This is a genomic window from Bifidobacterium sp. N5G01, assembly GCF_002742425.1.
GTDB lineage: Bacteria > Actinomycetota > Actinomycetes > Actinomycetales > Bifidobacteriaceae > Bifidobacterium > Bifidobacterium hominis.
Genome location: NZ_NJNP01000001.1, coordinates 123,430 through 150,318, shown reverse-complemented (window position 1 = coordinate 150,318; position 26,889 = coordinate 123,430). Strand labels below are relative to the sequence as shown.

The 26,889-nt window shown below is 56.1% G+C and carries 25 protein-coding genes and 1 tRNA gene; 16 read left to right on the top strand and 10 right to left on the bottom strand.

All coding sequences use genetic code 11. The features are described from left to right. The 8 genes from CE168_RS00650 (at position 1) to CE168_RS00615 (ending at position 5,429) form a co-directional block, all read left to right on the top strand. The gene (locus tag CE168_RS00650) at positions 1-558 is read left to right on the top strand and encodes an FtsB family cell division protein (protein WP_099570707.1); all 558 of its coding nucleotides are present in this window, start codon (positions 1-3) and stop codon (positions 556-558) included. An 8-nt stretch (positions 559-566) separates the two neighbouring features. Then, entirely contained in the window at positions 567-1,133 is a 567-nt protein-coding gene (locus CE168_RS00645; RefSeq protein ID WP_099570706.1) for a DUF501 domain-containing protein, read from the top strand. Between the two features lie 27 nt (positions 1,134-1,160). Further along, entirely contained in the window at positions 1,161-2,156 is a 996-nt protein-coding gene (locus CE168_RS00640; protein ID WP_065447412.1) for a Ppx/GppA phosphatase family protein, read from the top strand. 40 nt (positions 2,157-2,196) lie between these two features. Continuing rightward, positions 2,197-2,276, top strand: a tRNA-Leu gene (locus CE168_RS00635). A gap of 102 nt (positions 2,277-2,378) precedes the next feature. Then, complete coding sequence (locus CE168_RS00630) at positions 2,379-2,954, top strand: cadmium transporter (protein WP_099570705.1); 576 nt, start codon at positions 2,379-2,381, stop codon at positions 2,952-2,954. Between the two features lie 33 nt (positions 2,955-2,987). Then, on the top strand, positions 2,988-4,448 hold the full coding sequence (locus CE168_RS00625) for an L-serine ammonia-lyase (protein ID WP_099570704.1): 1,461 nt from the start codon (positions 2,988-2,990) through the stop codon (positions 4,446-4,448). A 51-nt stretch (positions 4,449-4,499) separates the two neighbouring features. Beyond that, a complete protein-coding gene (locus CE168_RS00620) occupies positions 4,500-4,907 on the top strand; it encodes an FKBP-type peptidyl-prolyl cis-trans isomerase (RefSeq protein ID WP_065440040.1) in 408 nt (135 codons plus the stop codon). 42 nt (positions 4,908-4,949) lie between these two features. After that, positions 4,950-5,429: a GreA/GreB family elongation factor gene (locus CE168_RS00615; RefSeq protein ID WP_003835271.1), complete on the top strand. Its 480-nt coding sequence runs from the start codon at positions 4,950-4,952 to the stop codon at positions 5,427-5,429. A gap of 133 nt (positions 5,430-5,562) precedes the next feature. Here the strand turns inward: CE168_RS00615 and trhA are convergent, their stop codons facing one another. Beyond that, positions 5,563-6,450 (bottom strand): PAQR family membrane homeostasis protein TrhA, encoded by an 888-nt coding sequence (gene trhA / locus CE168_RS00610; RefSeq protein ID WP_099570703.1) that lies wholly within the window; start codon positions 6,448-6,450, stop codon positions 5,563-5,565. Positions 6,451-6,593: 143 nt separating this feature from the next. On the opposite strand from trhA, the gene CE168_RS00605 reads away from it, so the two are divergent. Beyond that, complete coding sequence (locus tag CE168_RS00605; protein WP_180753414.1) at positions 6,594-8,078, top strand: sensor histidine kinase; 1,485 nt, start codon at positions 6,594-6,596, stop codon at positions 8,076-8,078. Positions 8,079-8,198: 120 nt separating this feature from the next. Here CE168_RS00605 and CE168_RS00600 read toward each other — a convergent pair whose 3' ends face one another. From CE168_RS00600 to CE168_RS00580, 4 genes are all read right to left on the bottom strand, one after another. Further along, positions 8,199-8,477, bottom strand: a complete 279-nt coding sequence (locus tag CE168_RS00600; protein WP_003835265.1) for a WhiB family transcriptional regulator — start codon at positions 8,475-8,477, stop codon at positions 8,199-8,201. A gap of 109 nt (positions 8,478-8,586) precedes the next feature. After that, positions 8,587-10,365 (bottom strand): FtsK/SpoIIIE domain-containing protein, encoded by a 1,779-nt coding sequence (locus CE168_RS00595; protein ID WP_099570701.1) that lies wholly within the window; start codon positions 10,363-10,365, stop codon positions 8,587-8,589. Between the two features lie 84 nt (positions 10,366-10,449). Next, a complete protein-coding gene (locus CE168_RS00590; protein ID WP_180753645.1) occupies positions 10,450-11,892 on the bottom strand; it encodes an LCP family protein in 1,443 nt (480 codons plus the stop codon). A gap of 73 nt (positions 11,893-11,965) precedes the next feature. Next, positions 11,966-13,372, bottom strand: a complete 1,407-nt coding sequence (locus CE168_RS00580; protein WP_180753644.1) for an LCP family protein — start codon at positions 13,370-13,372, stop codon at positions 11,966-11,968. Positions 13,373-13,635: 263 nt separating this feature from the next. Between CE168_RS00580 and CE168_RS00575 the strand changes: the two genes are divergently transcribed. The 3 genes from CE168_RS00575 to CE168_RS00565 are packed head-to-tail and all read left to right on the top strand — an operon-like array spanning position 13,636 to position 18,599. Beyond that, positions 13,636-13,935: a WhiB family transcriptional regulator gene (locus CE168_RS00575; protein WP_099570697.1), complete on the top strand. Its 300-nt coding sequence runs from the start codon at positions 13,636-13,638 to the stop codon at positions 13,933-13,935. A 33-nt stretch (positions 13,936-13,968) separates the two neighbouring features. Further along, positions 13,969-17,070 (top strand): glycosyltransferase family 2 protein, encoded by a 3,102-nt coding sequence (locus CE168_RS00570; protein ID WP_099571148.1) that lies wholly within the window; start codon positions 13,969-13,971, stop codon positions 17,068-17,070. Then, on the top strand, positions 17,067-18,599 hold the full coding sequence (locus tag CE168_RS00565; RefSeq protein WP_099570696.1) for a DUF5719 family protein: 1,533 nt from the start codon (positions 17,067-17,069) through the stop codon (positions 18,597-18,599). The genes CE168_RS00570 and CE168_RS00565 overlap by 4 nt, the downstream gene beginning before the upstream one ends. Here the strand turns inward: CE168_RS00565 and CE168_RS00560 are convergent, their stop codons facing one another. Next, positions 18,600-19,028, bottom strand: coding sequence for a metallopeptidase family protein (locus tag CE168_RS00560; protein ID WP_099570695.1), 429 nt, complete (start codon positions 19,026-19,028; stop codon positions 18,600-18,602). A gap of 76 nt (positions 19,029-19,104) precedes the next feature. On the opposite strand from CE168_RS00560, the gene CE168_RS00555 reads away from it, so the two are divergent. Together CE168_RS00555 and CE168_RS00550 are read left to right on the top strand one after the other, a co-directional pair. After that, positions 19,105-19,911 (top strand): HAD-IIB family hydrolase, encoded by an 807-nt coding sequence (locus CE168_RS00555; protein ID WP_099570694.1) that lies wholly within the window; start codon positions 19,105-19,107, stop codon positions 19,909-19,911. A 20-nt stretch (positions 19,912-19,931) separates the two neighbouring features. Beyond that, a complete protein-coding gene (locus CE168_RS00550; RefSeq protein ID WP_099570693.1) occupies positions 19,932-20,666 on the top strand; it encodes a ComF family protein in 735 nt (244 codons plus the stop codon). A 13-nt stretch (positions 20,667-20,679) separates the two neighbouring features. On the opposite strand, the gene CE168_RS00545 is transcribed toward CE168_RS00550, so the two are convergent. The 3 genes from CE168_RS00545 to glgB are packed head-to-tail and all read right to left on the bottom strand — an operon-like array spanning position 20,680 to position 24,790. Beyond that, positions 20,680-21,756: a sensor histidine kinase gene (locus CE168_RS00545; RefSeq protein WP_099570692.1), complete on the bottom strand. Its 1,077-nt coding sequence runs from the start codon at positions 21,754-21,756 to the stop codon at positions 20,680-20,682. Positions 21,757-21,790: 34 nt separating this feature from the next. Beyond that, positions 21,791-22,519, bottom strand: a complete 729-nt coding sequence (locus CE168_RS00540) for a response regulator transcription factor (RefSeq protein WP_099570691.1) — start codon at positions 22,517-22,519, stop codon at positions 21,791-21,793. A gap of 15 nt (positions 22,520-22,534) precedes the next feature. Next, on the bottom strand, positions 22,535-24,790 hold the full coding sequence (glgB, locus tag CE168_RS00535; protein ID WP_099570690.1) for a 1,4-alpha-glucan branching protein GlgB: 2,256 nt from the start codon (positions 24,788-24,790) through the stop codon (positions 22,535-22,537). 137 nt (positions 24,791-24,927) lie between these two features. Here glgB and CE168_RS00530 point away from each other — a divergent pair, with 137 nt between their 5' ends. Together CE168_RS00530 and ispF are read left to right on the top strand one after the other, a co-directional pair. Then, positions 24,928-25,524, top strand: coding sequence for a CarD family transcriptional regulator (locus CE168_RS00530; protein ID WP_099570689.1), 597 nt, complete (start codon positions 24,928-24,930; stop codon positions 25,522-25,524). A gap of 9 nt (positions 25,525-25,533) precedes the next feature. After that, entirely contained in the window at positions 25,534-26,028 is a 495-nt protein-coding gene (gene ispF, locus CE168_RS00525) for a 2-C-methyl-D-erythritol 2,4-cyclodiphosphate synthase (protein WP_099570688.1), read from the top strand. Positions 26,029-26,052: 24 nt separating this feature from the next. On the opposite strand, the gene CE168_RS00520 is transcribed toward ispF, so the two are convergent. Next, positions 26,053-26,889: a metal ABC transporter permease gene (locus CE168_RS00520; protein WP_099570687.1), complete on the bottom strand. Its 837-nt coding sequence runs from the start codon at positions 26,887-26,889 to the stop codon at positions 26,053-26,055.

Genomic DNA, 26,889 nt, shown 5'->3' with positions numbered 1-26,889 from the left:
ATGAGTTCAAAGTCACGCAAGAAAGCATCCAAAAAAGGCAGCGCTGGTCCCATCGCGTTCTTTGTGGCGTTATTTATCGTGGCTTTAGGGATCATCCAGTTGGCGTCGACCTTCCATGTCTATGCGTTGAATATGGCTGAATTGAATGGCTTGAAGAAGCAGGAAGCCTCATTGATAGCGCAAAAGCAGGAATTGGAAAACGACATCGCGCGTTGGGATGATAAAGCCTACGTCACGGCGCAGGCGAGGGATCGTCTGGGATTCGTATTTCCGGGAGAACAGGCTATTCGTGTGGAACATCCCGAAGCGGTAACCGGCGAAACCACAGAAGATAAGAAGACGACGGACGAATCGCAGAAAACCGTACTGCCTTGGTACAAGGAGATGGCGTATTCGTTCAAACAAGCCGACCAGTCGGATGAAGCGAAGTCGATGGAAACGTCCGGAAGTACGTCAGCCGGCGAATCGGATGCGAATGGAACAGGCCAGGAATCTGGTGACCAGCAGCAAACTTCACAAGACAATAACCAACAGCAATCAGGAGATCAGCAGGAGTGACACAGGGTATGACAATCAGCGAACGGGCCAAAATCTTGGCGAAGAAGGTTCTCGACCAGCCTGCTACCGAGCATGATATTGCTGTGGTCGAGCGTCAGTTGGGTCGTTACCCGCGTGGCATGGTGGCTGTCGGAGCACGTTGCGTGTGCGGCAGGCCTTTGGCTGTGGTCACGCGTCCGCTGCTGCCGGGAGACGTGCCTTTCCCGACCACTTGCTATTTGACTGGTCCGGAAGCGGTGAAAGCCATCTCCCACATCGAAGCCGAAGGCAAGATGAAGGAGTACAACGATCTTTTGGCTGAAGATGACGATCTGAAAGCCGCCTACGAGCGTGCGCACGAACTGTATTTGGCCTTTCGGCATGAAATCGCCGTTGCCATGGGAGACAGTGAGGAGCATATCGAAGGCACCAGCGCTGGCGGCATGCCTGTGCGCGTCAAGTGTCTGCATGCCCTGTTGGCGCAAACTCTGGTGATGGGCGAGGGCGCCAATCCGATCGGAGACATGGCATTGGAAGCGATTCGTCATGAATTCGACCCCAGTGTATGTCGTTGCACGGTGGAAAACGAAGACTGAACCATATTCAGACAGAAAGAAGAAGCAATGAAATCCGTTACTGTTGCCGGCATTGATTGTGGTACGAACTCGATTCGTCTGAAGGTCTCCCGTGTCAGTGAAGACGGCGTTGAAGATATTGTTCCGCGTATTCTTCGTGTGATTCGTCTTGGTCAGGATGTTGATAAGACGCATCGTTTCGCCGATGAGGCATTGGAACGTGCTTACGCCGCTGCCCGCGAATTCGCCGAGGTGCTGAAAGAGCATCCGGTGGACGGCATTCGTTTCGTTGCCACTTCGGCCACTCGTGATGCTGAGAACCGTGAGGAATTCGAAGACAATATCGAGCAGATCCTCGGCGTGCGTCCGGAAGTCATCCCCGGTACGGAAGAGGCTGATCTAAGCTTCCTTGGTGCCACGAGCGTGGTTCGTCGCGACGTCGAGGCCCCGTATCTGGTGGTTGATCTGGGTGGTGGCTCTACGGAACTGGTGCTTGGCGGCGACGGTGTAAGCCATCCGAACACGCAGGTGCAGGCCGCGTTCTCCATGAACATTGGCTCTGTGCGCATGACCGAACGTCACTTGAAGAACGATCCGCCTACCGAAGCGCAGATCCAAGAGGCTATTGCCGACATCGACGAGCATATCGATGAAGCGTTCAAAACGGTTCCTGCAGGCAAAACCCGCACTATCATCGGCGTGTCCGGCACAGTGACCACCATGACCGCTCTGGCCATGGGATTGACCGAATATGACCATTCCGCGGTAGATGGTGCCAGCTGCTCGCTGGAAGACGCTTATGCGGTCGATAACAAGTTCCTTAAGATGCCGCGCGAAGAGCGCCTGACCTATAAAACCATTCACCCGGGTCGTGTTGACGTGGTCGGCGGTGGTGCCTTGGTGTGGAATCGTGTGCTCGCCAAAGTCAGTGAGGCGGCCTATGCCGACCATGGTCAGCGTATCGACTCCTTCATGGCCAGCGAACACGGTTTGCTTGATGGCATTGTGTTGGATTACGGCACGCGATTGCTTGCCGAACGTTAACGTGGCATAATAACTTGGGCGTCGGCTTGTTCGACGCCTTGCCGCCATGGCGAAACTGGTATACGCAACCGACTTAAAATCGGTCTCTTCGGATTGCGGGTTCGATTCCCGCTGGCGGCACCGAATAACGCTGTGAATACGTTGCTGGATAGCATGTACGAAACAATCCGTTATTACACTGGCGGCATTGATAACCCGAGTAGCCGACCGGAACGGAAAAGTATGACGTCGAAAGATATCAAGCCAGTAATCGAACAGCCCGATACGGAAATTCCGCTGATGCTCTCTCAAGCGATTATCGTCGCAGGAGTTTTGGCTGTGGGCGAACTGGCTTGCTCCCCGCTGTATTTCTCGTTGTTGAAGGCGTCTTTGGCATTGATTCCATGGGCTATGGAAGCGGTGTTCATGGCAGTGGCGTTCACGTTCGTTGTGGGCTTTGCGTTGCTGTGGTGCGCCGAATCGTTCACGCTCAAGATGCGTGAGCGGTTCCGCCCGTTCGCGTATGCGATTGTTGGACTTATCGGTTACGGTGTATGGAGCCTGCTGGTGTTCTCCGCCACCATCAATTCCGTGCTTGCCATGGTGGGGGAAAGTGTGCTCACCAATGGCCAGATTGGTGCGATTGCGCTGAATGGCGCAGCTCTTGGCTTCGTCGCCTTCCTGTTCGCCAAGTTGCTTGACGTTAAACTCGGCAATCGTAAAACCACGGCCATCATCATGCTGGTGGTGGAAGTTGCGGCTGCCATCATTGGTTTGATTATTATGATTCTCATGTTCCGTGCATTGTATGCAGCCTGAGCAAGGCACCTGAGAAGCAAGGCGGCGATTGGCGTGTTCAGTATTCTCGAAATGTTCAAGATAGGCGTTGGGCCAAGTTCCTCACATACTGTTGGTCCGATGGTGGCGGCATGCAAATTTGTCGAATCACTTGACCATGCGGGAACGCTTGGCCGTGTGAGCCGCGTGCGTACGGTACTGTATGGATCTCTGGCGTTGACGGGCTTGGGGCACGGTACCGATCGCGCGACTGTGGTAGGTCTGGAAGGCAACATGCCGCAAACCGTCGATACGGACCATGTGAACATCATTCGTCATGAATGCGAGACGAGTGGGGAACTGCTGCTGGCGGGTAAGCATCGCATCGATTTCGACTATGAGCATGATGTGGTGATGGACGTGTGGCATCGCATGGCCGCACACCCTAATGGCATGCGTTTCCAAGCATTTGACCAGCAGAACAATCTTGTTGATGAACAGGTCTGGTATTCTATCGGTGGAGGCTTCGTACGGCAAGGCAATGCCGAGGATCTGATGATCGGCATTCATGAGCGTCCGCCGGTCGGAACGTCTTTCGCCGATCAGCAGAGTGATTCCTCACTTGATGACGGTTCGGATGTGCCATATCCATTCACGTCATGCGACGAACTCATTGCGCTATGCGAGAAGCACCATATGAGTATTGCCGACATTGTGTGGGCCAACGAAACGTCCATGCAGTCGGCGGTGCAGGTTCGCAGCGAACTGGATAACGTGTGGCGGGTGATGCGTCGTTGCGTACAGCGCGGATGTCATACGTCGCAGACCGTGCTGCCCGGCGGTTTGGATGTGCCCCGCAGGGCACCGAAAATGTATGCAAGGCTTGCCTCCAACAGTGATGTGCTTGCGCGAGACAAGAAACGCGTGGATGCGGTGCTCGAATCGTCGGATGCGGCATGGGTGGATTTGTTCGCTTTGGCGGTGTCGGAGGAAAACGCCGGCGGTGGGCGAATCGTCACCGCGCCGACCAACGGTGCTGCAGGAATCATTCCGGCAGTGCTTCACTATTACTGGCATTTCGTTGACCATGCGAACGAAGAGGGCGTTATTACCTTTCTGCTCACTGCAGGTGCGGTAGGGTACCTGTTTAAACGCAATGCCTCCATTTCCGGTGCGGAAGTCGGATGCCAGGGGGAGGTCGGTACGGCATGTTCGATGGCTGCGGCCGGGTTGTGCGCGGTGATGGGTGGCTCTCCGCAGCAAGTGGAGAACGCTGCGGAAATCAGCATCGAACATAATCTGGGACTGACCTGTGATCCCGTGGGAGGTTTAGTGCAGATTCCTTGCATCGAACGCAACGCCATGGCGGCGAACACTGCCATCAATGCGGTTCGTATGGCCATGCTGGGAGATGGAACGCATATCGTGACCCTCGATCAGGCCATCAAAACCATGAAAGACACGGGCGAAGACATGATGGCCAAGTATAAAGAAACTTCAAAAGGTGGTTTGGCGGTCAATGTCGTTGAATGCTAGCGGTGGTTGGTGCTAGTCTAGGTGGCATTGTGCTTTTCAAGGAGGTTCACCATGGCATCTCAAATGCCCGTTGTCAATGTTGAGTTCGGCGATCGCCCGACCATCGAATTCCCGTCCGAGACCGCTCCGGCAGGTCTGAAGGTTGTGGAACTGTTCGAGGGCAATGGCCCGATGGTTCGCCGCGGCGACACCGTCACCGTTAATTATCACGGTGTGGTCTGGGGCAAAGACACTCCGTTCGATTCCAGCTTCGACCGTCACCAGCCGGCCAGCTTCGGCATCGGTGTTGGCCAGGTCATCAAGGGTTGGGATCAGACCGTTCCAGGTCACAACGTCGGTTCCCGCTTGGTGGTGTCCATTCCGCCGGAGTATGGCTATGGTTCCCGTGGCGTTCCGCAGGCCGGCATCGGCGGCGAAGACACCCTGGTGTTCGTGATCGACATCATCTCCACTCGCTGAAACTAAGCGGTATAGAGTAATTTCCAAGGTCAAGGAGGCAACATGGCCGAAGAAAAAACGCTTCTGCTGACGCAGGAAGCTTATGACAAGATGAAGGAAGAGCTCGCTTGGCGCGAAGGCGAGTATCGCGACGAGATCCTTTCCAAGGTTTCCGCGGCTCGCGCCGAGGGCGATTTGAGCGAAAACGGCGGCTATCAGGCCGCGCGTGAGGCTCAGCGAGTAAATCAGGGCCGCATCGAGGAACTGACCGTCAAGCTGCGCAATGCAAAGATTCTGACCGCGCCCAAGGCCGGCGAAGTCGGCGATGGTTCTTTGGTGACGTTGGATGTCAACGGCCGTGAAATGGTCTATGTGCTTGGCACGCGTGACCTGTCCATCGCCACGGATTACAGCATCATCAGCCCGGAATCTCCGATCGGCGCAGCCATCAACGGCGCTCACGAGGGAGACACGGTGTCGTACACGGCTCCGAACGGACGTGAGATTTCCGTGACCATCAAGGAAGCCAAGCCGCTCGCCTGAGTGATGTTCGTCATAAGCTGAATCTGGTATTCCAGCGACATAAAGCGACATAACAAGGCTGGTTCATCGAATACAACTGATGAACCAGCCTTTTCGTATATTTCGTCAAACTGCAGTCAGATATGACCTGAACTTACGGCCATAGCTGCACGATCACCATGTAGATCGCCACCATATGGCATGCGTAACCAGCGACAGTGCCGCAATGGAAAATCTCATGGAAGCCGAACACCTTCGGCCATGGATCAGGCTTGCGTAGCGCGTATACGATGGCTCCGGCGATGTAGCAGGCGCCGCCTGCGGCCAACAGCACCACAACAGCCGGACCGGCGTACGGTGAAATCCAGAACAATCCCATGAATGCCACGCCAGAAACACCGAAAATAATATACACAATCACGTAAAGCCAGCGTGGGGCGCTGATCCAGATGACGTGAATGATGAGCGCCACGGTAGTGCAGATCCACATGCCTGCGATGATTGAATTGCGCCAGAACGGTTCGAGCGCAAAGGAGACCGGCGTATAAGTTCCTGCGATCAGCAGGAAGATATTCATGTGGTCGATGCGTCGTAGCACATCGGTAACGCGAGGCGACCAATCGCCCAAATGGTAGCAGGCGGAATTGCCGAACAACACCAGCGAACACGTCATGAACACGGCACACGCCCACTTCAAACCGGTACCGTGAGCCAGGCAGATCAGTACGATGCCGGCCGCCAATGCCAGGGGGGCGGCCACGGCATGAATCCAGCCGCGCATCGCCGGTTTGGGCCGACCGTGCACGTCAAGGCGAATCTTCCGTTCGATTTCCGTCGGAGTGATGCCTTCTATTTTTGCGGCACGAGCTTCACCCTTGGCAATGGCCATTTTCGCCTTGCCATCGGCCTTCTTGCGAATGTTCTCGGCCTTGTTGCGTGCCTTCACGCGAATTATATCGGCCTTGGCTTGAAGCGCCTGTTCGCGCGCTTCTGCGATGATCGCGCGTTTTTCCTCGATCTGAGCGTCTGTGGGTTTCGCCATCTGCGTGCCTCCACTGTAAGTTACGGAACCGTAACCTACGTTACCGTAACTCATGGATATGTCAATTTCTCTTCCCAATGATATTCGGCTAATATGTGCACGTGTCGTGCAAAACCTCTGGCGTAATGCGTATGATGGACTGCATGGCTGATTTCTCACATATCTTGACGACCCGTCCCGATTTCGATGACGAAGATCGTGAATGGCTGCATCATTTGGTCGCCGACTGGCAGGTGATTGCCGACCTGAGTTTTGCCGACCTGCTGCTCATTTTGCAAAATGGCGAGGGCAAATACATCATCGCCGAGCAGTGTCGTCCATCCACGGTGATGAGCCTTATAACCGATGACGTCGTTGGCGACGTTGTTGAGGAGGGGATGCGCGCTGAATTGGATGCTGCGATGGCCTCCGAGTCGGTGTTCCGTTCCACGGTGCTTCGCACGGTGGGTGGGTCCACGGTATGCAACGTATATGCGCCGGTACGCCACAACGGCAAGACTCTGGGTTTGGTGGTACGTGAAACCAACTTGGCCACCCGAGAGTCGAATGGACGTTACGAATCCGAAAGTATCAGCGCGGGCAAGCAGCTGTATGAGATGATTCCGCGCGACCAGTTCCCGTACCGCAACCCGATCATGAACCAGCGTCATAATGCGCGTGTGGCGGACGGCTTCATCGTACTCACCGTCGACGGCATCGTGCGATATGCTTCGCCGAACGCCATCAGCTGCTTCCGACGTTTGGGGTCGGTCAGCACCATACAGGGGGAGTACCTGAGCGAAATCGGCACTAAACTGCTACGTGAGAACGATCCCGTGCTGGAAACCCTCCCTCTGGTGCTCAGTGGCAAGGCTGCCGTCGACTCTGAACTTGACGCCAACAAGTCTGCAGTGTCCATGCGTTCGCTGCCGTTGATGGAGGCCAATGGCCGTGTTGGCGCTGTCGTGCTATGCCGAGATGTGACCGAGCTTCGTCGCCGTGAAAAGGAATTGCAGACTAAGAATGCGACGATTTCCGAAATCCACCATCGCGTCAAGAACAATCTGCAGGCGGTTTCCGCATTGCTGCGACTGCAGGCACGTAAAACCAAGTCCGAAGAAGTCAAGAAAGAGCTGAAAGAGGCGCAGCGCCGTGTGCAGACCATCGCCATGGTTCATGAAGGCTTGAGTCAGACCGCCGATGAGATCGTCGACTACGACAAGGTCATTTCCAGTCTGTTGAAGATGGCTGTGGATTTGGCTACCATGCGCGATCAGCACATCGACATTGATTTCATCGGACGATTCGGCATGATGCCGGCGCAGGATGCCACGCCGCTGTCTCTGGTGCTGACCGAGCTGATCACCAATTCCGTGGAACATGGTTTTGAAGGCCGAAAAGACGGGCACATCACGATTTGCGTGGGTCGTGGCGGCAACAACCTCAATGTCATGGTTGAAGATGATGGCATCGGTTTGGCCAATGAGGAGCATGACGGCATGGCGCGTTCCTCCGGGTCCGGTCTGGGCACGCAGATCATCAGCACGTTCGTCAAGAACGATTTCGGCGGTACGGTCCGTTGGGAACCTCGCCGTGGCGGCGGCACCCGAGTGGTGCTTGACATGAAGCTGCGTGCGGCGCAGGACTGATGAACGCGAAAGCGATTCGGAAGGCATAAAAAAGTCCGGTTGGCTGTTAGGAGTCAACCGGACCTTTTTGTAAGTTGCTATTCGCAGAGCGTATGCGAATGACGGATCTTCGAAAAACCTTTAGATTTGCATCTGCATAGCCTGGGAACGACGGGCGCGCATGGCACGACGCTTAAGCGCGCGACGCTCGTCTTCGCTCAGACCGCCCCAAACACCGTAATCCTGATTGGTGTCGAGAGCGCATTTCAGACACGCGTCAATCACCTTGCAGGTGCGGCAAACGGCCTTGGCCTCTTCGATCTGCTGGTAGGCGGCGCCTGTGTTGCCGACCGGGAAAAACAGCTCCGGATCCTTGTCTCGACATGCGGCCTTGGCGCGCCAGTCAAAAGCACTGCTCATATAATTAATCGCCTTCCTCTTGCCATGTAAGGCATGTAAGTCCGTTACTCAGATAACCACGAATCGTGCGACTTTTCAAGAGTTTCCACGAAAAGAATCCCACGAATCGTCAAAAACCTTGAAATTCTACACACTGAATAGGGCAGGCTTTGGCCTGCTGAATAAGCACGCCACGACCGTGGAGGGTATAGTCATCCGCTGAGAATCCGTCCAGAATCGCGCCGGGAATGCCCAACATCAGATCGTTGGAACGTTCTCCGCTGGGAAAAGCCACACGGGTGGGGCATCGGTCCAACAGTGCGGAAGTGGGTTTTTCCGTAGCTGCGATCACGGTGATATTGGGATTTGCCAATGCCTCCCGCAGTTCGTTCGCTTCAGGCGAAGTGGAAAAAGGATTGAGCGGATCGTCCGCATCATCCACAATCCAGATGGTGCGTTCATACAAAGACGAGGGCCTTCCGTCATCCGTCACCATGCCATGTTCGCTTTTGCGTGTGAAACGAATATTGGCACGACCTGTGTCGTACAGCCAACGTGCGCAGTGCAGCAGCAGATTGGTTTTACCGCTGCCATAAGCGCCGATAATGGCGATGTTTTGTTGGCTCACGTCAAGAACGGCGGTATGTACAAGCACGCCATCGTCAGCAAGAGCGAAAGGAATTTCGTGCCATGGCCGGGTCGTTGTGGTCGACAGATCGGATTGCGTCGCATGCCGGGCGAGCGGATCGGAAAACAAGAGATCGGGGTGTTTGCAAGCATGGAATCGTGCGGCTGTGTCGATGTTGCGGATAAGTCGGTTGACATCTCGAACCGCGCTGCACAGGAAGGGCGTGGTGCGCTGTCCGTCATTGCAATAGGCGGCGCCAGGCATATGGGGAGGAATCAACGCCGCGTCTCGTATGCCGATCAATTCGTTCGACTGCATCTGGTCCGTAACCCTTAAGCATATGCTTAGCGACATGTTGGCCTTCATATCGGCATGAACCTGGCCCATGGGATTTTGCGTGCAGACAATCAAATGCATGCCGAGGGAACGGCCGAGCGATGCAAGACGGTTCAACCGTTGCATATAGTCGGGCAGACGGTCGCGAAGTGCGTGGAACTCGTCGATGACCACGACCAGTCTTGCCGGAGGATTGGCCAGCTGGTCGAAACGGGAGACACGTTCGGCGCTCACCAAAGTCTCACGCCGAATCAGTTCCTGTTCGATGGCGTTCAGTGCACGGACCGCATGGGACAGGTCAAGATCGCAAACATTTCCAACCGTGTGCGGAAGCTGTTCCAAGGCATTGAACGTCGATCCGCCCTTGAAATCCAGAAACACGAAATGCAGATCGTCCGGGCTGTGCTGCATGGCGAGCGATAGACACCAACTGATGAGCAGTTCCGATTTTCCCGATCCTGTGGTGCCTGCAACCATCGCGTGCGGGCCTGATCGTTGCAAATCCGTATGGAACAAGCCACGTTGCGTGATTCCTAAGGGGCAGGAGGATGTGGGGGAGAGCCACGTTCGGGCGATGGTACGCCACGGCAGCATGTCGTCATCCAAACCGTAGAGGCGTTCGAAACATACACGGGGCATCGCGGCGAATGGTGATCGGTCAATGGCCCGCTCTAGCGTTTCCGCAACCTTCGACGGCGCCGGGTCCGTAGGTTCGTCATGCTGCTGTTTCTGACGAAACCGCAATGCCATGGATATCAACGACATTGCGCTGCCGACAAGCCCCGGAGCAAGCATAGCCACGTACAGCCATTGTCGTTGCGCGACCATCGCGACAAGCATGGCGAACTGCGCCAGCACAGGCGCGGCCCAGCTGATGAGCATCAGTCGGTTTTCATTGAATCCATCGGTATGCTTGCGTTTGTTCTTGCCATTCATACCCGCCATAGTGGGCAATGCGGATAAGTGGGTGCAAGCTGAAACCAGGGTTGTGGTCGGAGGATGAGTTATCCACATCCTCCGACTGGAATGTCAGCCCTGCTGTTCGGCAAGCGTGCCTACAGTGCCTGCCTCGTGGGTGCCTTTGGCCAGCTCGGAGAACAATTCGAGATTCTTCTGCTCATCCAACAACACGCTGGAGCCAACGCCATCAACGTAATAGTCGGGGTCGGTCCAGTAGACGCTTCCCGAAATGCCTTGGTCTCCGGAAGCGCTTTTGAAGGCCAAGGCCATGTGCAGCAGCGATGAGGTCGAAGCCTTCTCATCCACGGTCACGGAGCTTAACGCCGCTTCCGCTACTTTCTTGACCTTACCGAAGTTCAGAAGCGTATTCTTGGATGCGCCCTTTTTCACTATGGCGTTGATGACCTGGCGCTGACGGGCCGCACGTCCGAAATCACCTTGCGCGTCGGCATAACGCATACGAGAGAACGCAAGCGCGGTGTTGCCGTCGGCAGTATGGCAACCGGCAGTCCAGTGCAGTTGGGAGTACGGGTCATCCACGTCTTGGTCGTAGCACAATTCAACACCGCCAAGGGCGTCGACCACTTTGACAAGGCCGCCGAACTGCACCATGGTAACATGGTCGATTTTCTGCCCTGTGATGTCTTCAACCTCGTTGACCAGCTGTTTTCCGCTATACAGTTGCGCGACCGCATTGATTTTCATATAGTTTTGGTCGATTTCCACCAAGGAATCACGCGGAATGGAAATCAGTGAGGACGAGCCGGATTTCGGCTTGGTGAGTACGAGAATGGTATCCGTTCTGAAACCGGTCACGTCTCCCGCGTCGCCAATGGTGCCTTCGCGCTCGTCAGAACCGAGAATCAGCCAGCTTTCGCCGGCGGTATCGGCTTTGCCGGTCAGCCAGGACTGTTTGTTGAGCTGCCCGTCCACCCAATTCCATGCGGAGAATGTCGACAATCCCAAAGAGAGGATTATGGCAAGGAAGATGATCAGAATGGTTCTTCCCACATGGCGCTTTCCGTGCGGTCGAACGGATTTTTTTGCGACGGATTGCAATGCCGATGCGCCGGAGCCGGCCATGTTTTGTCTTGAGGTGCCTTGGCTGGTCATTCGTGGTGTGCTTGCTGGTCTGGAGGAGGAGCCTCGTACCTGTTGTACCGTACGTTTCGGATTATGCGATGCTGAAACAGGTGCGAATGAGGCGGGAGAGGACGTGGCCGGTTTGCGTGTTCCGCTGGCGGAACGTGCGGCAGGGCGGAAGCTTTGCGGTGTGCCCGACGCAGCTGCGGATGGCGCTGCGGAAGCCGATTGCGTGGATCGTCTGGCCGAATGCGAAGCGCTAGAACGGGCCTGTTGCGAGGCAGGAGAAAAGCTCGGAATCGATTGGGAGCCGGATTTCGGAGGAACCGGGGATTTATGAGGTTGTGGTTCCGTCTTCTTCCGCCCTGCGGACGGGATGAAGCTCGGTGGTACGGACATGGGATCCTTGCCGCCGTTCTCTTCACTCATACAAATATCCTCCAAAAAGAAATCCGTTCCTACACCATTTACACCGTGTAGGAACGGATTCGGTGAAAGCGGTCTAGTTCTTTGTGGGAACGGCACAAACCGTCGCATTGAGGTAACGGTCGGCAAGTCCGATGTACTGTCCGGTAAGAGCGTCATGGATGGAACCATCTTCAGGGTCGACCGTGCCGCCGGTGTTCGGATCGATCAGCGTGCCATCGGCTTGCGTGATCAGACCAGTAACTGGATCGGGCGTGGGTGCTGCTTCCTGGGAACCCGCATTGTCGGTGCCTTCAGCCGAAGTATCGGTGGAATCGCCGGAATTGTCTGCGCTGCCGTCATTAGTGTTCGCCTCGGACTCATCGGAACCATAAATCGGCTTGTCCGCGCGCATCTTTTCCCAAAGCGTCTCCGCCTCATCGGCCCAGACCGAACGGTTCGGATCCGACGGCGCGGACACTACCGGAACGGTCTGCGAATACAGGTTGGACAGATTGAAGTCCTTGAGACTCATGGCGAGACCTGCAAGTGCGGCGGTGTCGGCCATGCCTTGCGAAATATACAGTGATTGCAACGCCGATTTCGCCAGCTGATATAGCTGTGCGGTATCGGTGAGAAGATTCTTGCTGAGTGCCTCGTTCATCAACTGTTTGATGAGGTACTGTTGCCTGGTCGTGCGCGACGTGTCGGAACCATCTCCCAAACCATGGCGGGTTCGCGCGTACTGCGTCGCCTGATATCCATTCAGATGGTGCAGTCCCTTGGTGAGCTGCAGGCTGGTGTAGGGATCGTCGACATCCTGCGGGATGCACAGGTCGACGCCTCCCACGGCGTCGACCATCTTGACCAAACCTGCGAAATCCACGACGATGAAGTTCTGAATGTTCAATCCGGTGAGACTGTTCACTGCATTCAACGTGCAGCTTGCGGCCGAGGCGAGATCGCCGCCGGTCTGATATGCGTTCGCGAAAATTGAATTGAACATCACGTTGTATTGCGCGGGAATCGTGCCATTGGTCGTCTCGCACTGAGGCACATCCACCAAGGAATCGCGCGGAATGGAAACCAGGTTGATTTTGGTGCGGTCCGCGGAAATCTGCGCCACCATCGTGGTGTCAGCCTGATGGTTGCCTACCACATCGTCGAAATCGCCTCCGACGGACTGGTTTTCCTTGCCATCGCGGGAATCCTGCCCGATGAGTACGAATTCGATAGGCTTGCCGGAATTTGGGTCGATGATCGCCGTGTTGGCATCAAGTGAACCTTGACCGATAATTTCCACTGAATGGTTTTTGATGATGCCATTCACATCCAACCATGTCGCGGCTGCCGCGGTTCCCGAGAACACTAGCATCGCCGCGATGACCGAAGCGACTATCGTCCTCGTGCGATGCTGCACTCGATATCCAAGGCTGTGTCGCGGCTGTGCATCTCGCAGTCCATTGACGTTAGGAAGCTTATCGCCGGCTGGTGATGTGGTCACGGTATCGCCTTCCTGTTTATACAAAAGATCACGCCATATCTCAACGCGTTCTAGAACATACCACTACTCTGTTATGGGATTATAGAGATGTTCCCCGATTTTCACTGATTTTGCTTCAGACCCCCATCGTCCCGGTCGTTCCATATACCACATTTTTCTTGAATCAAGGTTATTGACACGGCGGAAAACTTGACAAAAAGAAATTGCATGTGTGTAATTTAACACGACTGAAGTGTGCATATGTATAGATATGGGGAGGACGCATGTGGGGCGTGATCGATGAGTCCTCCGACAATCCGCTTGCGGAGTTGTGGGGTTTGTTCAAGCGCGATGACGATGTTTCTTGGCAGCATAGGGCCTTATGTTCCCAAACCGACCCGGAGGCGTTCTTTCCTGAAAAGGGCGGTTCCACTAGGGATGCCAAACGCGTGTGCGCCCAGTGTGAGGTCCGCGAACAGTGCCTGAAATGGGCCATCGAACACGATGAGCGATTCGGCATTTGGGGTGGTTTGAGCGAACGCGAGCGTCGTCGTTACAAGAAGGAACACAAGGAACAAGCATGACGTACGGCATGCCCCGTGCGTACACTGGAAATTATGAATTCTAATGCCAGCAGCGATATTCAGGGAATCGTGACCGATATGCTTAACAGCAGGCCGTACTCCCACCGGCAGGATGCCGATCCGTCCGTGGCTGCGGTGATTACCGCGCAAAGCGATTTACGCTTTTTCCCTTCCACCTTTGCGGCGGTGCTCGCACAGCGTGTGCTTCCGGGTACCATCATCGTTGCAGATTGCACTAATCAGGTAGAACAGCCCATGCAGATGACGTTTGACGTCATTCCGTCGCCGGCTGGCGTGCTTACGGAAGTTCCTGAAAGCAAAACCGTACGTGTTGTTCTGGTAGGGGTGAAAGGCGCGACGTCATTCACGAACGCCGTGTCTCGCGCGATACGGCAGATCGATCTTGACGCCCAGGTCAGCGCACTGTGGACTTTGCACGACGATTCCAGGCCGGCCGACGAGCTATGCCTCGAAGCATTGCTTGATGCTTGGAGAAACACGCCGACGGCGTCTTTGCTCGGCGCGAAACAGTTGGATTGGCAAGCGAAAAACCTGCATAACGTCGGTCTGTATGCGGGACACCACAATCTTGTGTCTTTGGTGGTGGATGGGGAACCCGATCAGGAACAGTATGATGGCCGGCAGGATGTGCTGGCAGTTTCGCTTTCCGGCGCGTTGGTTCCATTGGCTGCCTTGCGAACGTGGAAGGGCGCTGATTCCTGGTTTGGCACCTTCGCCGAATCCATGGATCTATGCCGGCGCATCTGCCTGGGTGGAGGTCGTGTGGTGGTGGTGCCACAGGCTCGGATTGCCCATAGAAGAGCACGGTTCGACGGCGTACGCTCCAAAAGTGGCCAGCCGGTCGAAGACGAGGATGGCCGCGTCGATCCATATCTTGCGAAGCGTGAGGCGAACACGAAATATGCGTACACGGATGTGCATCGTTCCTGGTGGCCTTTGCTGTGGATCTGGTCGATTATCAAGGCGCTGGGCTTGGCCGTGCTCTGCCTCACCCGTAAGCAGCCGTACCATGCCTGTTGCGAGCTGGCTTTGCCGTGGCGTTCACTGCTCTACCTGCCGGGCGCATGGCGCGCTCGCGCCAGGCTGCGCGAGCAAAGCAAGGTTTCTCTGAAATCACTGTCAGCATTGCAGGCGAGCCGTCAGCAAATCAAACAATGGAACGATCGCAGGCGGGCTTTCCTCGACCAGCATGGCACGGTGATTCTTAGCCCCCTCGCCAAAGCGCATCTGCGCAAAAGGCTGATGCGCAGGTGGGGATTTGCCCTCACTTCTGCGTTGATCGCGTTCGCTTGGATCGTCTTCCTGTATTGGAATGTGTTCCGTAGCGTGTGCTCCGGTGCATCGATGTATTCGCATACATTGCTGCCGACCGACGCAAGCTTTGTCCAGCTGGTCCGCGCCGCCACCACGTCGTGGGCGTATACCGCGGGAACCGGCGTCAGCGCGCCGAGTGCGCCATGGCTGTTGACGCTCATGGTGGTTTCCGTGTTCACTGCGGGGCATGTGGCGACCGCCGTCGCTGTGGTGTTTTTCCTGTCAGCGCCGTTGATGGTGCTGTCGTTCTGGGCTTTGGCTGGAATCTTCACCCGCTCTGACACGGTACGCTGCGTGACCGCATTGGCATGGTTCGCCATATCGTTGTCAATGAGCGTATATAACGATGCCGATGTGGCGATGATGACGGTTATGGTGTTCCTCCCCGGGGCTTTCGCGTTCTCTTTCCGAGCTGTGGGCATGTATCGAACGGAGGATTTGCTCAAGCCTCAGGCTTCCGTGCAGGCCGCCGCTCTTGCCGCGTTATGCTTCATTCCCGTTGTAGCCGCCGAACCGCAATTGTTGCTGCCGTTGATGTTGTCGTTCCTTGTGTTCCTTATGCTTGTGCGCTCCCATAGAACGACCCTGCTGTTGATTCCGCTGCCGGCTGCGTTCGTATGTGCGCCGACGTTGGTCAATGCGGTACGTTACGCGGGAGCTGGCACCTGGCGTCAGATTTTCGGTAGCGTGATGTTGCCGTCGTCGGCGCATGATGGGCGTCCGATGATCGCCAATCTTTCGGATATTGTTTCCCGCGCGTTCGGCGTTACCCTATCAGGCGAGGCATGGCAGTATGCGACTGTGGCGATATTGGCCTTGATTGTGCTTCTCGCCGCGGTGTCGCTGTTCCTGCCGTTTGTACTTCGTGCGTCGCGCATGATGTGGGTTGTGTCGATAGCAGGCTTGGCTACTTCGCTGCTTTCCGCTGCGGTTGTGGTTGCGGTCGACTCCGACGGAGCCGTGGCCGGTTCCGTGCTTCCAGGTGTTTCGTTCACGATGATGGGGTTGCTGTCTTGCGTGTGCATGGTCGCCGGCAGTGCGGTGCAAAGATTCGTCATGCTGTGGCAGCGGCCCGCCGGTAATGTTGAGATTGAAGGGCATGAATCCTCTGAGGGCATTATTGCCGGTCGTACCGTGCGAATCGTACTGGTTGTCTTGATCGCCGCATCTGTTGTGGCGAGTGCCGGTTTCGATTTCATCATGCGAGATCATGACACGGTCGCTGCCAGCGATTCGGGACTGCCTATCGTCGCTTCCGACTACCTTGCGCAGGATGAGGCGAGACGTGTGCTTGCCGTACGTGCGGATAGCACAGGTTCCATCAGCTACAGTGTGATGCGCACCCGTCGAGGTGATTTGATTGACGGTTCTCCGGCGCAGCGCGTCGAAGTGGCTTTCGGACGTTCCGATGATGCGAGCAAGGCGATTGCGAAGGATTGTGCTCAGCTATTGTCGAATGCTGATTCCGATGCCGTTGCCGATTTGAGTGAATTGGGATTCGGCGGCATATATGTGGTGCGTTCCGGTGATGACAAGGCGCAAAAGCAGATATTCGACCAGTTGAATTCTAATATCAGCGCTTCGGATGGTACGCAGAACGTTGTGAGCACCGATGCGGGGACGTACTATCGTCTTACCCTTCAAGACACAGCCAAGCAACATATCGACCGCAAGGGGTATCGCCAGGCGGAGTCGAGCGTTTGGCGCCAGGCATGGCTGTGGTGCATGGGGGTTGTTATTGCTGCGTACTGCTTGGTTGCGCTTCCGCGCATGAGGCGTCAGGGTCAGGAGGAAGCATGAGTAAGCATTCCCGTTCCAAAACGGTTTGGCGTGTGGTGCTGGCGGTTGCGTCGGTGCTGGTCATCGTCGCATTGGTGGCTGTGGCTGCGGTATATCGTCCGACATGGATTCATGCCGATTCGCCGGCGACGCAACGCTCGTCCGTGTCTCGTACGGTCAGCCCCCGCCAGCTGGAAACGTATTGCCCTGCACGAATGACGATTGCCGATACCGGTGCGTATGGTGACAGTGAATATCAGGCGTCCAACGGCAATATCGCATCGTCGGCGCGTTACACGGCATTCGGTGCGGTGTTCCGTTCCTCCGTAGGACTTTTTGGCGCTGATGAGACCACTTCGGCGTTGGTACTGAACAAGGATGATGAGGGATCGGACGATGATGTTTTTATTGCGTCCGGTACCGTCGATGACGGTTCCCAGTTGCAGGACACCCGTTTGTTGTCGGCTTCCGATGGAACGGGAGCGGCTTCCTCGATGATGTCTTGGGCCACTGATGGAGATTTGAAAGGCGTTTCCGCGGCTTCCTGCGTCACACCGGCTTTGAACCAGTCGTTGATGGTGCCGGGCACCAAAACAGGCATGACCCAGCAGCTGGTTGTGGCCAATCCTTCAGCCAAAGCCACGTCGGTGAACATCAAGGTCTGGGGATCCGACAAAGCCGGTGCCTTGGCGTTGTCTACAGGTTCGACGTTGATGGTGGGAGCGGGCAAGGAATCCATATTGAACCTTGCCGCGGCGGCTTCCGAACAGGACGCCCTGTATGTCACCGTGTCCAGTGCGGATACTCCGGTCGCTGCCGTGGTCCGCACGATCGCAATGGACGGTCTGACTTCGAAAGGTTCGGATTATGCGGTCCCCAACAATGCTTCAGCGAAGGCGCTGGCGATTAACGGATTGTCGGAAGGCGACGCCGTCAATCTGTATGTGTATCCGTCCCGGCAGTCCGACGTCACGGTATCTTGGACGGACGGAAAAGGAATGAAGAACACCAATCGGCAGACGCTTGAGGCGAATCGCGTTTCGGTCATCGACTTGGGTTCCGTTCCCAAATCGGCGACCGGTCTCACCATCAGCGCCACTGAGCCGGTAATGGCTGCTGCAAAAGTCACTAATGATGGAGATAGCGATCAGGCTGATTTCGCTTTGGTCAATGCTTCGGTGCCAATGAATGTCTCCGCCATGGCCGTCCCCGACCATGCCACGGCGCAAGTGAGCGTCACCAACACATCGGACGACGATCGCACGGCTACATTGACGTCATATAACGAGGCCGGCGGTATCGTGGATCAGAGTGACATCACCATCCAAGCCGGCGCCTCAACCACGGTCGAATTGGCGGATGTCAATGATGGAGACGTGGCCGCGGTCCGTCTCACCGATCCGAATCAATCCATGGTGTGGAACATCCGCGTAAGCCAGAAGGACGTTTCGGATGCAAAGCTGGCCGGAGTATCCATTATCGGTGCAACTGATCTGAAGGAAGCCCGCGAACAGGTGTGGTCCAATCAGAACATGACCATCGTGCGCTGATCACATACCCCAATCCGGGTCGATCTCCTCAGGACGGCGCCCATACAGTTCCGCAAGACGCAGCACCACTTCGTCTCGAATCGCGAGCTGAAGATCCATGCGGCTGCGCGCATGCGACTGCAAAGGCATACGGTACAGCACTATGCGCGGCGGTATGCCATGCTCGGCAGGAAACGACTGCGACCCCAAATGTGGGGTGGCCTCCCAAGGCGCCGGGTCGGATGGTGGCACATCCTCGACAGCAAACTGCACCGGTGCCACCAGTTCCGGCCACGCATTGTTGAGCCTGCGAATCTGCGCAACCAGCATATCGTCGAACATGCCGCTTCGTGTGCGGTACCGTGGAAGTCTCGTACCGAACATCGGCGTTCTCGTTCCACGACCATGACGATTCCTATACACGGTTGATTCCCAAGGCAATTGATACATGACCTCTACCATATCAGGGCTTTGCGTGAATATGCGATACCATATTGTTCATTGCACCGACATAGGAGGAACGATCATGACGGATATTTCCGTGCCCTGTTGGAATGACGTGAATATCGATGATCTGTGCGCTGGGGTACGACTTATCGCCTTCGATCTTGACAATACACTGGCAAGGTCAAAAAAACCGATGAAGGACGATATGGCCGAATGCTTCTCCGCATTGACGTCACTGATCGATGTCGCGGTGATCACCGGAGGCAAGTATGCGTTGCTGAAAAGCCAGGTGGTGGAACGGCTGACAGGGCAGGCAAACCGGGCGAATCTGCATCTTATGCCGACCAGCGGCACGCGATACTATCGTTGGGATGGTGCGAATTGGATGCAGGTCTTCGCCCACGACCTCAATGAAGAGGATCGTGCGAAAGCCTACGAATCGTTGGAACGTAATGCACGCGAGCAGAACATATGGCTCACCCATGTTTGGGGAGAGCGCATCGAAAACCGCGGCAGTCAGATCACGTTCTCCGCATTGGGGCAGCTTGCACCCATCGAGGCTAAGGAGGCATGGGATCCGACCAATGAGAAGAAAAATCGTTTGGCGCGGGCCGTTGCTGCCGATTTGCCGTATCTTGAGGTGCGTCCGGGTGGAGCCAGCAGTGTTGATATTTCCGCAAAAAACGTCGACAAGTCGTTTGCGGTCCGGGAATTGGCCGATATTCTTGGCATTGAAGTGGACCAGATCGTATTCGTAGGGGATCGTATGGATCCCGATGGCAATGATTACCCTGCGGTGCGGGCCGGCGCCAGGGCGGTGAAGGTCACCTGCCCAAACGATACCGTGAAGCTGTGCGGTGGAATCATCGCCAGTCTGTCACGGTAGAACCGGATGGAAGTCCGCGCATGGACTCAATGACGAGGGCATGTTCGCAGGTTATCGATCTGCTGTTTCCCAGAGGTTGTGCCGGCTGTGATAAGCCGGACGACGTGTTGTGCGAAGACTGCATGGCGTTGTTCTCTCATTCTTCCGCTCAGATCTTCGATGGCGTTGCGATGGGAAGCTGGTTTGCATGCGGATGGTACCGCGGCACCGTCAGAAAAGCGGTTCTCGCATGGAAGGACCATGGGGATGAGGAATGCGACCGGCCGTTTTCTGAAGCCATATGCAGACTTGCTGAAATATCTGGCGTCATTGATTTCATTCGTGGCAGGCAAAACTCCTACCGTGCCGTTTTCGTGGTTCCGGCACCGTCGTCGCGCGCTTCGATGCGGCGTCGAGGACGAAGGCACATGATGCCGATCGTCAAACGGCTGGCAAGTTTTCTTCAACGGCAAACAGGTTGCAAGGTGACGGTATGCGACGCCTTGGAAAACAAGGGCATCAAAGGAAAATCAGTGCAGACCAAGGGTGCGGCGCAGCGTTCGCAGCGCTTGAAAGGGCATGTTTCGGTGCGTTCTTCGGTTTCATTGCAGAATACGATGGTGATTTTGGTGGATGATATCGTTACGACCGGCGCGACCATGCGCAGTTGTGTCGAGACGATGCGGAAGAACGGTGCCACGGTTATTACCGTGCTCGCACTGGCGCACACTCCGGCGGGAAAGCGAGTGGACGAGTCAATGCAAGCACAGTATTGATCGCGGAAAATATTTATTCGTCATCCGAAGTATGATATTTCGGAAGAATGATTTCGAAATCGGCGCCGCGCGGATCGTCGACGACCATCACCGAGCCGCCATGCAATTGGGCGGCCCAACGTGCGATTGACAGTCCAAGGCCGGTTCCTCCCGATTCGGTGCCCGGTCCTGTTTTTCCCTTGACGAAACGACGGAAGATATCGGAACGGTCCTCTTGCGGAATCTGGGAGCCGAAATTGACGACATTCGTGACGATGGTGCCGAAATCCTTGTTTTCATGCGCTTCGATAAGCACTTTGGTGTTGTCTGCGGAATGTTTGAGCGCATTTGCGATGATATTGGTGAACAGTTGGCGCAAGCGGTCTTTGTCGCCTTCCATTTCGATATCGTCGGGCACATGCATTTCAATGTCGTGCGCATGCCCTGCGTCGGCGATTTCCAAAGGTTCCACGGTTTCATCGAGAAAATCCGCGAAATTGAACATTTCGATCCGCAGGCTTGCCGCACCGGCTTCCATGCGCGAAAGATCAAGCAGAAACGCGATCAGGTCGGATAGACGATGCGTTTGGTTGAGGATGCTTTCCAGATTCGAGGGAGTGGGCTCGACCACGCCATCCGCCATGTTCTCGACCATGGCCTGCAGTGCCGATACCGGCGTGCGTAATTCGTGGCTTACATTGGCCACCATATCTCGGCGCATCTGATCGGCATGCTGGAGTTCTTCCGCCATTTCGTTGAAGGTGAGGGCAAGCTGCCCGACTTCGTCGCGACTATTGGAATCGACATGCACGCGCACGGTGTAGTCGCCGTCGGCCATCGCTTCGGCCGCGTCGCGCATTTGGCGCAGGGGAGAAGTGAGACCTCTGGAGAAGAAGTAGGTGATGCCCAAAGCTACGGCAAGGGTAATTGGCATGGCAATCCATACGCTCAGGCCGACTTTGAGCAGAAACCACGCCATGATGAATGCGATGGCGGTGGAGATGGTGATAAGAACGCTCAATTCGACTTTGAGCGATGAAAACAAACCAATAGGACGTTCGGTTTCCAATGGATTGACCGAACGCCCTGATTTCGTATCGGTAGCACGCATACTACCGAATCTTAGCGCAATAGTTCCTCAAGCATTAGTCCTGGGGTTCCGGCGGTTCGAATGCGTAGCCGACGCCATGCACGGTGCGAATGGTCTTCGAGCCGAGCTTGTGGCGGAGCGCCTTGACATGCGAGTCGACCGTGCGGGTGCCGGAGGCATCCACCCAATCCCACACCTCTTCGAGTAGTTTCTCGCGGGTGAGCACGGACTTTGGCTTGCGAGCCAGCGTGGCCAGCAGATCGAATTCCGTAGGAGTCAGATGCACCTGCTTGCCGTCGACGGTGACGATGCGTTGCGCCGGATCGATGACCAAGGAACCGAAATCGAGGAGCTTCTCGTTTTCGGAATTCTTGGCGATGACCTTGGCGCGATCCACACGGCGCAGCAGCGCCTTGCAGCGGGCGATGAGCTCGCGCATGGAGAACGGCTTGGTCATGTAATCATCGGCTCCGGCACCGAGGCCGATGACCTTATCGGCCTCGTCGTCTCGTGCCGTCAGGATCAGCACTGGCACAGGACGTTCCGCCACAATGCGTTTCGTGGCCTCAAGCCCGTCCATCACAGGCAACATGATGTCCATGATGACCAGATCAGGACGCAGGGTCGTGGCGGCCTGAACCGCGCTGGCACCGTCAGATGCCACACGTGCCGTCCAGCCTTCCGCTGTGATGCGTTGCGCAATGGCAGTGGCCAGTGTCGGCTCGTCTTCGACCACCAGAACGGTGCGTGGAGTCGCTGTGGGTTGTGCTGATGAGTTGAGCATAGCTTTCCGCCTTTCTCAGAGTTCCGGCTTCAAGAATACTGCGCCCAGTGCCGGAACGGTGATCTTTGCGGACCAATCTCGTGAATGATACTCGCCTTCGACTGCTTCGACCGTGCCATTATGAATGCCGGAGCCGCCGTAGATCTCGTCGTCTGTGGTCAGCACTTCCGTCCACTTTCCGCCCTTGGTGAGCGGCACCTGATAGTCGGACCAGGCTTCGCCGGAGAAGTTCACGACTGCGACCATCTGCTCGCCATCCTTGCCGATACGCACGAAGCTGAGCGTGTTGTGGTCGGCGTCATCGCTGGTGAGCCACTGGAAGCCTGCAGGATCGAAATCCTGGCTCCACAATGCCGGCGATGTCTTGTACAGCTCGTTCAGATCGGCGACAAGCTTCTGTACTCCCCGATGATCAGGCCATTCAAGGGCATCCCAGTCGATGGAGCCGTCGTGGTCCCACTCGCCATATTGGGCGATTTCATTGCCCATGAAGGTGAGGTTCTTGCCCGGATGCGCCCACTGGTAGGCGAACAGCGCACGGACGCCGGCATACTTCTGCCAATCGTTGCCTGGCATCTTGCCAAACACGGAACCCTTGCCGTACACAACCTCATCATGGCTGATCGGCAACACATAGTGTTCCGAATAGGCATACACCATGGAGAAGGTGATCTCGTTGTGGTGCCATTTGCGGTTGATCGGCTCCTCATGCAGGTACTGCAGGGTGTCGTGCATCCAGCCCATGTTCCACTTGAGGCCGAATCCCAAGCCGCCTGCGTCGGTCGGTGCGGTGATGCCCGGGTATGCCGTGGATTCCTCGGCGATCATCATGATGCCCGGATTGTTCTTGTATGCCGTGGCGTTGGCTTCTTTGAGGAAGTCGATGGCCTCGAGATTCTCGCGGCCTCCGTAGATGTTCGGATGCCACTGGCCGGCCTCGCGGCTGTAATCCAAGTACAGCATGGAGGAGACCGCGTCCACGCGGAGAGCGTCGATATGGAATTCATCCAGCCAGAAGCAGGCGTTGGCCACTAGGAAGTTGCGCACCTCGCGGCGCCCGAAATTGAACACGTACGTACCCCAATCCGGGTGCTCGCCACGCGTCGGATCCGGATCCTCGTACAGCGGCGTGCCATCGAAGCGACCCAGTGCGAACGCATCCTTCGGGAAGTGGGCCGGAACCCAGTCCATAATCACACCGATGCCGGCTTCGTGCAGTTTCTCAACGAGATACTTGAAGTCGTCCGGACCTCCCAAACGTGAATCAATCGCGTAGTAGCCGGTCACCTGATAGCCCCAGGAGCCAGAGAACGGATGCTCCGCCAACGGCATGAACTCCACGTGCGTGAAGCCTTCCTTCTGCACGTAGGGGACCAGCTTGTCGGCGAGCTCGCGGTAGTCGTTCACGTCCTTGCGCCAGCTGGAAGCATTTACCTCGTAGATGCTGACGGGGCCGTTATGCGGGTCTTTGGCCGCGCGCTCGGCCAGCCAATCGGCGTCATTCCACTCATGGGTGGACTCGACCACGATGGATCCGGTACGTGGCGGAATCTCATGGGAGCGTTCCATCGGATCGGCCTTCATGGTCCACTCATTGTTGGCGTTGAGGATCTCATACTTATAGATCTCGCCAGCGCTGATGCCCGGGATGAACAGTTCCCAGATACCAGAGGATCCGAGTTCACGCATGGCGTGGGCACGGCCATTCCAGCCGTTGAAGTCGCCGACCACACGCACTGCGTGGGCGTTCGGTGCCCACACGGTGAACGCGGTGCCGACCACCTGCTCGTTCTTTACGCCCTCGGAGGAACCCATCGGGTCATCGTAGCGGAGCACGTGCGCGCCAAGCGCATCCCACAGGCGCTCGTGGCGTCCTTCGCCAAACAGATACATGTCCATCTCGCCGATAGTCGGCAGATAACGATAGGGATCGTCGGAAACAACAACGGAACCGTCTTCATATTCAGTGCGGATGCGGTAATCCGGTACGCCGTAGCCATCATCGGTGGCGACAGCGGGAACGAGTGCCATGAAGACGCCGTTGTATTCATGGATTGCGAGTGTTTGACCTTGTTCAGTGAGGATCGTCACGGATTTTGCCAACGGACGCAAGGCGCGGATCGTGACGACATCCGTGTGCTTGCCGGAGCCGAGGTGCCCACCGAGCACCTCGTGGGGATTGTAGAACGTACCGTTGCTTACTGCATCCAGTGTGCCCTGGGAAACAGGAACAGCAACGACATCTTCATTGATCTTGGATTCTGTAGCCATGGCAAAAGTGTAAGCATGAAATGCAAGAAAAGTGGCCCGTGTCGCGCCTATTTTTTGTTTTTTCAAGCGTTTTTGGTCAAGTCCACCCCTGATGGCACAATAATTTGGGTTTTGTGTAAGCTTTTCACGGAGGATTCATGGGTTACAAGGTCGGCGACATGGTCGTCTATCCGCGTCACGGCGCTGCGAAGGTGGAGGCCATCACCGAACGGACAGTCAAGGGAGTCACCCGCGAATATCTGCAGCTGTCGGTGCTTTCGTCTGACGGTCTGGTCATCAACGTTCCGGTCGACAATGCTAGGAAAGTTGGCGTGCGAGACATCGTTGACGCCAACGAAGTGGCCAAGGTATTCGAGATTCTGCGTACTCCGATCATTGAGAAGGAGATGAACTGGTCTCGTCGCTACAAGCTGAACGTCGAGAAGATCGCCACTGGCGACGTCAATAAGATCGCCGAAGTGGTGCGCGATCTTGCCCAACGTGATGTCGACGAGCATGGTCTGTCCGCAGGTGAGAAGCGCATGCTTACCAAGGCCCGCAACATTCTGACCTCGGAGATTTCCCTGTCTGAAAAGCTTGATGAAGCCGAAGCCCAGCGTCTGCTGGATGTGAACCTCGGATATGAGCCCGCTCAGCCTGGCGATGAGAAGCATCATACCGAGGCTCCTGAGGAAGCTGCTATGGATACGTTGGCTCGAGTTGAAGCCGAAGGCAAGAAGTCCAAGAAGAAGTAAGGCGTTTTCATGCGTATCGGTCAGGGTTTTGACACGCATCGATTCGCATCCCGTGATGCAGGCAAGCCGTTGTGGCTTGCCTGTTTGCGTTGGGATGGCGATGGCATCGAGGGTGATTCGGATGGCGACGTTGCGGCACATGCGTTGATTGACGCATTGCTTTCCGCAGCACGCCTTGGCGATATCGGCACTTTGTTCGGTGTCGGCTCGCAGTCCGACGGCGCAGGCAAACATGGTGCCGAGATGCTGCGAACCACGGTCGACTATCTGAACGAACATGGCATGAGGCCGTCGAGCGCCAGTGTGGTCGTGATCGCCAATCGGCCGAAAATCGGCAAACGTAGGGAAGAGGCCGAGAGGGCGTTGTCCGAGGCTGTGGGCTGCGACGTGTCGTTAACCGCCACCACTACGGATGGTATGGGATTCACTGGTTCCGGCGAAGGCATCGCCGCGATCGCCAATGCTTTGGTGGAACCGGTCGAGCCGGTAAGGCAGGAAGCCTGATGCCTTTTCCTTACGGCTGTTTCGTTATTTCCTTCTGAAGGATTCAACCGCTTTCGCAATCGCCCAGAACAGCGTTGAAATCGTTACGATAATGAAGCTTGGGGGAGCCGGGAACATGGCGGAAAGCACCAGTCCTCCCCAAATCGAAATCAGGCAGATTACCGTGGCGACGACCATCGCCTTGAATGGCGAGCGGGCAATGATGTTGGCGGTGGCGGCGGGAGTGATCACCAACGCGAAAATCAGCAATGTGCCAACTGCTGGAACTGCAATCGTGATGACGCCGGCCATAATCGCCATAAAACAGATATTCATAAAACCGACGGGCACGCCTTTCGCCTGCGCCACTTGCTCATCAAGCGAACTGAATAACAGTGGACGATAGATAACGGCCAGAACCGCCAACAGCAACACATCGAAAATCGCAAAGCCAATGATCTGACCGTCGGTAATCGTCAGAATCGATCCGAACAAAATCGACTGCATCTGCTGCGAGGCCGAACTTGACATGCGTGCGAAAAACAAGCCAAGGCCGGTGGCGAAGGCGAGCACGGTTCCAGTGGCGATCTCACGCTGCGATGCTTTCTTGCCAAGCGCGCCGATCACCAGCGCTCCGCCGAGGGCGAACACGCCAAGACCTGCGGAGACAGGCAGACCGAGCAATACGGCTCCGGTGGCACCTGGCAGTCCGATATGCGCCAAGGCGTGGGCTGCGAATGTGGAATGTCTGGCGATGGTGAAATAACCCATCATGCCGGCCGCCAATGCGATGCACAGGCCGGCGATAAACGCGTTCGTCATGAATGGGGCGCTGAGCGTGGAAACCCAATCCGGGTCGAAAGCGAATACGGTGCCGTCCAT